This is a genomic window from Sellimonas catena, from assembly GCF_027924685.1.
Classification (GTDB): domain Bacteria; phylum Bacillota; class Clostridia; order Lachnospirales; family Lachnospiraceae; genus Sellimonas; species Sellimonas catena.
The window spans coordinates 19,823-27,664 of sequence record NZ_BSBO01000043.1; the positions used below are offsets into that span (position 1 = coordinate 19,823).

Annotated in this window: 9 protein-coding genes; all 9 read right to left on the reverse strand. The window is 48.6% G+C overall.

Going from position 1 to position 7,842, the window contains the following annotated elements; genetic code table 11:
* Positions 1-7: 7 nt before the first annotated feature.
* Positions 8-967, reverse strand: coding sequence for a DNA-methyltransferase (locus tag Selli1_RS16215; protein WP_015529209.1), 960 nt, complete (start codon positions 965-967; stop codon positions 8-10).
* Positions 964-3,393: a VirB4-like conjugal transfer ATPase, CD1110 family gene (locus tag Selli1_RS16220; RefSeq protein WP_069432101.1), complete on the reverse strand. Its 2,430-nt coding sequence runs from the start codon at positions 3,391-3,393 to the stop codon at positions 964-966. The genes Selli1_RS16215 and Selli1_RS16220 overlap by 4 nt, the downstream gene beginning before the upstream one ends.
* Entirely contained in the window at positions 3,341-3,745 is a 405-nt protein-coding gene (locus tag Selli1_RS16225) for a PrgI family protein (protein WP_044477104.1), read from the reverse strand. Before Selli1_RS16225 ends, Selli1_RS16220 begins: the two co-directional genes overlap by 53 nt.
* Positions 3,746-3,766: 21 nt before the next feature.
* The gene (locus Selli1_RS16230) at positions 3,767-4,636 is read right to left on the reverse strand and encodes a VirB6/TrbL-like conjugal transfer protein, CD1112 family (RefSeq protein WP_032513415.1); all 870 of its coding nucleotides are present in this window, start codon (positions 4,634-4,636) and stop codon (positions 3,767-3,769) included.
* An 18-nt stretch (positions 4,637-4,654) separates the two neighbouring features.
* The gene (locus Selli1_RS16235) at positions 4,655-4,870 is read right to left on the reverse strand and encodes a Maff2 family protein (protein WP_009906233.1); all 216 of its coding nucleotides are present in this window, start codon (positions 4,868-4,870) and stop codon (positions 4,655-4,657) included.
* A gap of 241 nt (positions 4,871-5,111) precedes the next feature.
* Positions 5,112-5,279, reverse strand: coding sequence for a hypothetical protein (locus Selli1_RS16240; RefSeq protein ID WP_162858247.1), 168 nt, complete (start codon positions 5,277-5,279; stop codon positions 5,112-5,114).
* Positions 5,280-5,298: 19 nt separating this feature from the next.
* The gene (locus Selli1_RS16245; RefSeq protein WP_018112834.1) at positions 5,299-5,466 is read right to left on the reverse strand and encodes a hypothetical protein; all 168 of its coding nucleotides are present in this window, start codon (positions 5,464-5,466) and stop codon (positions 5,299-5,301) included.
* On the reverse strand, positions 5,459-7,246 hold the full coding sequence (locus tag Selli1_RS16250; RefSeq protein ID WP_072848542.1) for a VirD4-like conjugal transfer protein, CD1115 family: 1,788 nt from the start codon (positions 7,244-7,246) through the stop codon (positions 5,459-5,461). The genes Selli1_RS16245 and Selli1_RS16250 overlap by 8 nt, the downstream gene beginning before the upstream one ends.
* Positions 7,243-7,752 (reverse strand): PcfB family protein, encoded by a 510-nt coding sequence (locus Selli1_RS16255; RefSeq protein ID WP_281873996.1) that lies wholly within the window; start codon positions 7,750-7,752, stop codon positions 7,243-7,245. The genes Selli1_RS16250 and Selli1_RS16255 overlap by 4 nt, the downstream gene beginning before the upstream one ends.
* Positions 7,753-7,842: the final 90 nt, after the last annotated feature.

Sequence of the window (7,842 nt, forward strand, 5' to 3'; positions counted from 1 at the left end):
CGTGGTTTTAATTGCTTGATAGTCCTGCACCTCCAATCCGCGCCCTCGCAAGGGCGCAATATTCTGCATTTAATTCAATCCCGATATAATGGCGGTCAAGGCTTTTTGCTGCAAATCCTGTGGTTCCGCTTCCGAAAAACGGGTCTATGACAATCCCACCTTTGGGACAGCCCGCCAAGATACAGGTTTCCGCTAATTTCGGGGGAAAAGCTGCAAAATGCGCCCCTTTATATGGGACAGTGTTAATCAGCCACACGTCCCGCTTGTTCCGCGTGGTCGGCATGAGCGCGTCGTCATAGTAGCCACCGTCCCGCGGTCGGTTTAGTCCCTGCACCTTTCCTTGTCCGGGTATTTCCTGTGTGTATTTGCTGTTGGTGCTGCGCGCTCTGCGATACCGTTCTGCGGTAGTAGGTGCTAAGGGTTCTGCAATGGCGGCAGCGTCATAGTAATATTTCTTTTCCTTTGAAAGCAGGAAGATATGTTCATAGCAGCGGGTCGGGCGGTCTTTGCAGCTTTCCGGCATAGGATTTTGTTTTTGCCATATAATATCGCTCCGTAGATACCACCCCTGTTCCCGTAGGGAAAACGCCAAGAGCCAGGGAATACCGATTAAGTCCTTTTGTTTGCAGCCGGTAACGCGGCTGTTCCTTGCAATCCGCTGTCCGGTGCGTCCCTTTGGGTTTTTTGGGTCAGCATAGCCGCCTTTATTTCCTGTGCCGCAATAGGTGTCTGCGATATTCAGCCATAACGTACCGTCCTTTCTAAGCACCCGGTAAAGCTCGCGAAAAACAGAGGTCAGCCTGTCAATATACTGTTCCGGCGTATCCTCCTGTCCGATTTGTGCGTCAAGCCCATAGTCCCGCAGCGCAAAGTACGGCGGGCTTGTAACGCAGCAATGGACGCTTTCACTGGGTAATTCCTGCAAAGCACAAAGCGCGTCCCGGTTGATAATCACGTCTGTTTTCATAGGCTGCTCACTTCCTCCGGCTTCGTCGTCATAATGCGGTAAAGCTCGGTATCTTTCGGGAAATGGTCTACAAAGGGCAGCACCACATTTCCATAAAAGATAAGTCCCTCGCCTGCTTCGGTATGGGTTACATACTTCATCTGTTGCGGGGAGATATTAAGCTGCTTTGCAAGGATAGCCCGGTCGCCCTGCGCCTGATTGAGCATGAGGACAAAATCAGAGTTTTCAAAGATATTTTCCACCTCGCGTGAAGCAAGCAAGTCCTTAATATTCTGTGTGATAGCTGTCGGTATGCCGCCCCATTTACGGAAACGCTTCCAAATCTCCACACTGTAAGCTGCGGTCTGTTCCTCTTTTAAGAGCAAGTGAAATTCGTCCATATAGTAGCGGGTGGACTTTTTCTCTGCCCGGTTAATGGTAACGCGGTTCCATATCTGGTCTTGCACAATGAGCATACCTAACTTTTTGAGCTGCTTTCCAAGCTGCTTTATATCAAAGCAGACAAGGCGGTTAGAAAGCTCCACGTTGGTTCTGTGGTTGAATACGTTAAGGCTGCCGGAAACATACAGCTCCAATGCTGCGGCAATGCGGGCAGCTTCCGGCTCCGGCTGCTTTAACAGCTCGTCGTAAAGGTCGCCCAAGATAGGCATTTTCTCCGGGTCGGGGTCAGCAAGGTAGTCCCTATACACATTTCTTACAGCGCGGTCAATGACGGTCTTATCAACAGGCTGTAAGCCCTCCTTGCCGCCAATGACAAGCTCGCAGAGAGAAAGGATAAAATCGCTTTTCAGTGCAAGGGGGCTGTCGTCCTCGGAATAGTTGAGGTTCATATCCATAGGGTTCACATACTGGGGCGTACCGTCCATACCTTTGCCTGTCGGGGATAACCGTATCACTTGCCCGCCAAGCCGTTTTACAAGGGCAAAATACTCCGCTTCCGGGTCGCAGATAAAAATATCGTCGTCGGTAATGAGAAAAGCATTTGTGATTTCCCGCTTTGCCGCAAAGGATTTTCCGCTGCCCGGTGTTCCCAAGATAAGCCCGTTTGGATTTTTAAGCTGCTTGCGGTCGCAGAGTATCATGTTGTTTGACAGGGCATTTAAGCCATAATACAGGGCAGCCCCAGTCTGAAATAGTTCCTGTGTGATGAACGGGATAAAAATAGCGGTGCTGCTCGTCGTCAACCCTCTCTGAATAGGGATAAGGTTCTCCCCCAAAGGGATAGAGGACATCAGCCCCGCTTCCTGCTGATAGTCAAGACGGGTCAAGGCGCAGTTGTATTTCTGTGCAATGCCCGCCGCCGCGAAAATGTCATTTTCCAGTTTCCGCTTCGTGTCTGCCATGTTTACCACAAGGAACGTCAGCAGAAACATTCGCTCGTTGCGGCTCTGTAAATCCTGCAACAAATTCTTTGCTTCATTCCCAAAAGTGGCAAGGTCGGACGGGAGTATGTCAATATCGTAACCGCTTCTAACTGCTTTTTTCTGTTCCTCAATCTTCATCTTGTCAAGGTCAGTGATTTTGCGCTTAATGGTCTTGATTGCTTCCGACTGGTCGATACTTTTAATATGGAGATTGACAATAACCCCTGTTTCCAAGTCCAACATATCCGCTAAAATACGGTCGTTTAACTCCGGGGCAAGGATTTCAAGGAACGATACCGCCCCCGTTTTTTTCCCCATAGCAAAGTAGCGTCCCTCCCCGAACTTGAAAGAGGACGGGGCGATAAAGTCCTTTGTGGTAAGCCCTGTCGGGGTCAGCCAGTCATAGGAGAATGAGAACGGCTCGCCTGCCGGGTGGAATACCCCATGCAGCACCTTTAAGCGTTCATAGCCGGATAAGGGGTGCGCCGATACGCCAAGCACCTTGAAATTGTTGAGTACGTCCGTTTCGATACGGGAAAGCCGCGCCCTTGCCGCCGCCGGATTGTCCGCTTCAATGGAAAACGTGATGTACTTGTGCTTTACAAGCCCGTTGTTCCCTTTGGCAAGCTGCATTTTCAGCATATCGGAATATTCGGTGCGGATAGAGTTAAAATCATCATTTTGCGGCGGGATATGGATTGCCCGCGCTGCCTGTTCCTGCTGTGAACCTTGATTGATAAACGAAAGCTGCACATTTACGCTTGCGTCAAAGTAATTGAGAAAATCGCACCAGTTTTCAAAAATGGCGGTCTTGTCGTCTGCCTGTGCAAGCTGATAGTTAATGTCCTCAAAGGCAATGCTCTTTGAATATTTCCGCTGTGCCACTTTGCAGATACCGTCCGGGTACATGGCAAGGTAGGGAATGGTCTGCTGTGCGGTGTGGGCTTTGCCGTCCCCCTTTGCCTGCCGGATAACCGCCGCTATCTGTTTCTTTTCCGCGCGGGTCAGCTTACGCCTGTTTCCTGCGGCTTCCCGCGTCTTTTTTGTCTGTCCTTTTGACAATCGCTGATACCTCCTTTTCTAATGCCCGCTGTTTCTCCAAGAGTGCATATAGGTTTTCTGTCTGATATGGTCGCACTTTGGGGCGGGTAAATTTTGTCTGAATGATGTTCTTTATTACCACTTCAAGGGGCTGCCCATGCTTTTCATACATGGCAACCAAGAAGCAGGGAAGCATGACGACAATCATTACCATTGCCGCAAGGCTCGTCCCTGCGCTGTCTTTGAGCAAAAAGAAAAGCGGCAGTCCTATAAGAAGTGCCACTGAAAAACAAAGGATTTGCCGCTTTGTTAGATTGAAAGCGACTTTTGTTTTGACTTTGGATAGGTCTTTGGGTACAGGTACATACGCCAAGAAAAAACCTCCTTTCTGCCCTTAGTGGGCGTTGAATATGGATTTTGCCAGTGCGCCGGATTTGAACAGGGAGAAACAGAGGATAACGGTATAGGCTGCAAGGGAAAAAATCGCGCTGTGCAGATTGTCCGCTAAGACCATTTCGCCTACTAAAACCGCATAAATGCCGACGCATATCATAATGAGGAAGCCTTGAAAGCCCAGTGCAAACAGCCCCTTTAGGTAGTTGTTCCCAATCTGTCCCCATTCCCGGTTTGTCATGGTAGCAAAAGGGATAGGGGAAACAGAACAGTAGGCGTATATCTCAATCATTCTGCCGTAGAGGATAACGGTTATCAGTACGGACATGATTTTCATACAAAGGCTTACAAGGCTCGTTTCCATGACAAGTAACAGTAGTTCGGGGATTTCCATATCTTTTAGTCCCTCCTGCATGGCGGCAAGGGCTTCGGTTACGTCGATATTCGTATCGCCGCCGATTACCCCCGCCGCGCCGGATACAATATGCTGCGCCATATCAAACACCGCCATAGTAATATCAAAGGTATGTGTTACCAAGAAAACGGCAACAAAGGCTTTGAAAAACCACTTGAAAAACATAAATGTTTCTATGTCGTGCATATTGTTTTTTTCCGTTACCATGCTGATAAGCTCATAACAGAGGACATAGGTAATGACAAGCCCCGCAATGGGTACAATCACATTTTCCGACAGGTTTTGTATCATGCTGAAAATGTTTGCGTTCCACCCCTGCGGGGTCTTGCCTACCTCCGCTGCAATGGTGCCTACTTTTTCGTTTACGTCCCCGAACATAGTGGAAAGGTTGCCGTTAATGGCTCCGATAAGGATTTCTTTTATCCATTCGTTAATCGCTTCCAGTATGCTCTCCATAGGCTACCCTCCGTAATCTTATCCGAACAGACCGGAAAGAAGCGGTACAAGGATAGTGCCGATAAGGGCAACGCCGCCGCCCGCCATAAGCTGCTTAATGCCTTGTGATTTTGCACCCGGATTGTCGTTTCCATATCCCTCCAAGAGATTGATAACGCCCCAAATGCCTAAGCCTGCGCCCAGTGCGATAACAAGGGTCTGTAATACGTCGATAGCAGAGTTAAAAAATTCCATAAAGCTCCTTTCTGCCGCAAATGCGGCTTGCCCTATAAAAGGGCATAAAAAACGGCGGTCAGTTTTCAAACTGCCGCGGTCATAAGTCCCCGCGCTGCCTAAAGTTCTGCCGCGCGGCGGTATTCAGTTGTCAGTGTGGGCGATAGGAATTTTTGTAGGGGCGCGTATCATGCAAGTTGTCTTTTTCTTTGTTACTGCGTCAATTCCTCCTTTCTTTTCAGCCGGGAACACACATTTTTCGTCATTCCAAAAGATAGCTCCTACGCTGCATATACTCGGTAACGTAAAGGGTCTGTTCCCCTCCGCGTTCCTGCAAATACTCCCGCAGAGCGTTTTCTGCATTTTCTATCATCTTTGTAAAATAATGTTCACGACGTATATCATCAGTTTTTGTTTTCTGTCTGCTCATAGTATAACCTCCCGTAAAATCAAAGTTCCCGCCGCACCCGTTTCTGCTCATACAGGGCTTCACACCGTTTCACAAACTGCTGGATAGCTGCCTGCCGTTGCTGTTCCCGTCGCTCGGCAATGAAAACAAGCCCGTTTATGGCTTCTGTGATTTTCTTATCTTTTTTCTTCTGCATACGTCTATTCATGGTCGGTGTCCTCCTGCAAATCTGCTTCGCTGATTTCGTAATAGTCAAAGGGTTCGTCCGGCTTTACAAGGGCGGGTCTGCGCCTTAAATGCTTTTCCATATCAAAGGTATTTTTCTTGTCATAGTCGGAAAGATATTTATAGTTGGGGTGCTTTGTAATGTCATACTTATCAGAGAAGAACGGGCGTACCCCTCGTAGTTGTAAGATACATTTCCCGCCGTCCATGACTGCAATTTCATCTTCGGTCATAAGCTGCTTGCCTAACTTCTGATAGTTCAGCCCATGTGATACCTCACGCCCCCGGTTCTCGGAAGTGTTGAAGCTGTCAATGGTTTCTTTCCCCAAGATTTCCGACATTTCTTTGAGGGTGGTTTTCTCCTTGCCGCCCAAGAAAAGGGTGGTGTCGCAGTTGCCGGCTATGGTATCGGCGTTATCTTTGTATATCGCCTTTAGCTGCGACTGGCTTTGCAGAATGATTGAAGCAGAGATTTCCCGGCTTCGGATAGTGGCTATGAGCTTTTCAAACTTCGGTATCTGCCCGATATTTGCAAACTCGTCTAACAGACAGCGTACATGGACGGGCAGCCTGCCGCCGTATTCATCATCTGCCTTGTCGCAAAGAAGATTGAAAAGCTGCGTGTAAAGAATACTCACAACAAAGTTAAAAGTGTCGTCGGTGTCGCTGATAATGACAAACAGGGCGGTCTTACGGTCGCCTATGGTATCAAGTTCCATTTCGTCGGTTTCCATAAGGTCGCGCAGCTCTTTAATGTCAAAAGGGGCAAGCCGCGCCCCGCAGGAAATGAGGATAGAGCTTCTTGTCTTTCCCGCAGATAACAGGAATTTCTTATACTGCCGGACAGCAAAGTGTTCCGGGTCTTTTTCCTCCAACCGTTCAAACATAAGGTCAACGGGGGACTGAAATTCCGGGTCGTCCTCGCGGGCTTCACTGGCATTTATCATTTCAAGCAGCGTCGTAAAATTCTTTTCTTCCTCCGGGGCTTCGTACCAAATGTAGCCGATAAGGGCGCAGTAAAAGAGCCGTTCCGATTTTATCCAAAAATCTTCCCCTGCTTTTTCCCCGTCCCCTTTGGTGTTGGCAATCAAAGTATTTACCAGTTTCAAAATGTCTTTTTCGCTGCGGAGATAGGCAAAGGGATTGTATTTCATGCTTTTTTTGAAGTTTATCGTGTTCAGCACCTTTATCCGATACCCGCCCCGCTGTAAGAGCTTCCCGCACTCGACTAAAACCGTTCCTTTCGGGTCGGTTACAACGTAGCTTGAGTGCATTTGCATAAGGTTGGGCTTTACGAAAAATCTCGTCTTGCCGCTGCCGCTTCCCCCGATAACAAGGATATTTTTATTCCTTGCATACTTTGGCTGCTTTGGGCGGCTGTTCATGGTAAGCCGTTCCGTCTGTGTGAGCAGCACGTTATTTTGAAATACCGGGTCGGTGTAGGGCTTTATATCTTCGGCGTTGCCCCAACGGGCAGAGCCGTATTCGATACCTTTCCGGTATTTCTTCGCATTCTTGCCTTTTACATAGACAATCAGCCGGATAAGGACAGCCCCTACAATACCGATAAGCAAATCCATAGGTGCAAGGCTCGGAAGCGGGTTTGCAAAGGCAGCGGAAAAGCCGTCTGCAAGGGAAAGCACCTTGCCGGACAGGTCAGCCCCCGGAGAGAGCCGCACCGCCTGTCCGATTTTGTCAAAGAGATAGACAAAGAGCAGATAGGGGGCATTTAGGATAAGCAGCTTTTTAAGTTCCGGCTTCATAGCGATACCTCCCTGTCCTTTTTCTTCACTTTTTCCCTCTGTGCGTTCAGAGCCGCCGCCTTTTCTTTGAGGGAAACAATCAGCTTGCGGATAGAGGGCTTTTGTTCCTGCGTCAGCTTCTTTGCGGAAAACTCCTTGAAAGCTGCGGTCAGTGCGTCCGCGTCCCGTCCCTTAAAAAACACAAGATAGCGGGGCGGGGTTTCGGTGCTGTCTTTCTTTAAGGCAAAGTCAATCCCGTATTTTTTCGCCGTACTCTCAAAGGCTTTGATATTGTCCTTTGTGATTTCAATGTTGGAAACGCCCGCGTTCTGCTTCATAAGCTGCTTTAGGGTCTGCTTGCCATGCGGGATTTTCTGTTTGTCATGCTGCTTTTTCATCTGTGCAAGCAGGGCTTTCATAGCCTTTTGGAGCTGCTGCGCGGTCAGCTTTCCGGTCTTGATGTAAAGGGCTATGGTCTTTTCGTTGGTTTCTGTCGAGCGACACTTTCTGGTAGCCACAAACAGCATTTTATAATCGCCAACTTTTCCAGAAAAAAAGCACAATCGCATCTCAACGACACGGTCATGCCTCTTTTCCTGCATTCTTTCAGCTCAGTG

Coding starts and splice junctions, on each gene's coding strand:
- Selli1_RS16240 (WP_162858247.1), bottom strand. CDS start 5,279: ATGAGCAGACAGAAAACAAAAACTGATGATATACGTCGTGAACATTAT.
- Selli1_RS16250 (WP_072848542.1), bottom strand. CDS start 7,246: ATGAAGCCGGAACTTAAAAAGCTGCTTATCCTAAATGCCCCCTATCTG.
- Selli1_RS16245 (WP_018112834.1), bottom strand. CDS start 5,466: ATGAATAGACGTATGCAGAAGAAAAAAGATAAGAAAATCACAGAAGCC.
- Selli1_RS16230 (WP_032513415.1), bottom strand. CDS start 4,636: ATGGAGAGCATACTGGAAGCGATTAACGAATGGATAAAAGAAATCCTT.
- Selli1_RS16255 (WP_281873996.1), bottom strand. CDS start 7,752: ATGCTGTTTGTGGCTACCAGAAAGTGTCGCTCGACAGAAACCAACGAA.
- Selli1_RS16215 (WP_015529209.1), bottom strand. CDS start 967: ATGAAAACAGACGTGATTATCAACCGGGACGCGCTTTGTGCTTTGCAG.
- Selli1_RS16235 (WP_009906233.1), bottom strand. CDS start 4,870: ATGGAATTTTTTAACTCTGCTATCGACGTATTACAGACCCTTGTTATC.